Annotated in this window: 1 protein-coding gene; it reads left to right on the top strand. The window is 69.8% G+C overall.

What is annotated here, in order from left to right:
- Window positions 1-47 precede the first annotated feature (47 nt).
- Window positions 48-554 (top strand): helix-turn-helix domain-containing protein, encoded by a 507-nt coding sequence (locus tag H6A21_RS10760; RefSeq protein ID WP_204562778.1) that lies wholly within the window; start codon window positions 48-50, stop codon window positions 552-554.
- The last annotated feature ends 214 nt before the right edge of the window (window positions 555-768 follow it).

Genomic DNA, 768 nt, shown 5'->3' with positions numbered 1-768 from the left:
CCATTTCTTGGACATGGAAATAGAGGTCCGAGAGATGGGAGGCTTTCATGTCCATCGACCTGCGGTGCAGGCACGACCGGAGGCTCAGGGAGCTCGCCGCGGAGCTGTTCGAGCGGGGGCTCGGCTACAGGTCCGCCGCGCGCGAGCTGGGCATCCCCGCCAAGGCCGTGAGAAAATGGGAGCAGACGTACCGCGCTACCGGGAGGGACTGCCTGCTGAACATGGGGAAGACGCAAGCGAGATACGGCTTCGAGACGAAGGTCTCCGCAGCCAGCGCCGTCGTCGACGACGGCATGCCGAAGCCCGAGGCGATGCGGCGCTTCGGGATCGCCAGCTCGAGCCCGCTCGACCGTTGGTGCCGCCTCTACCGCGAGGGCGGCGCCGAGGCGCTCAGGCCGAAGCCGAAGGGCAGGCCGCGCAAGGAGGCGGCGCCCATGACCCGCGAGCAGGAGCTCGAGCGCGAGGTCAGGAGGCTCGAGGCCGAGGTGGCGTACCTAAAAAAATCGATAGCCCTGAAGGCGGAGCTGCGCTCCCGAGCCGGGAGAAGGCCCTAGCGGTCGCCGAGCTTTCAGGGCAGCACGACCTCGCCGACCTGCTGGGGGCCGCCGGCCTCGCCAGGTCCACGTACCACTGCGCCCTCTCGCACCCCAAGGCCCCCACCAGGCCGGAGCTGCGCGGCAGGGTGGCGGAGATCTTCGGCGGGCTCCCCAACGGCGTCGGCCACCGGCAGATAGCCATGGAGCTGCGCGCCGTGGACGGCGCGCGCAT

This window comes from Collinsella tanakaei (genome assembly GCF_016902615.1).
In the GTDB taxonomy this organism is placed as follows: domain Bacteria; phylum Actinomycetota; class Coriobacteriia; order Coriobacteriales; family Coriobacteriaceae; genus Collinsella; species Collinsella tanakaei_A.
The sequence above is the reverse complement of the archived record's forward strand: the minus strand, read 5'-3'. Positions and strand labels throughout refer to the sequence as shown.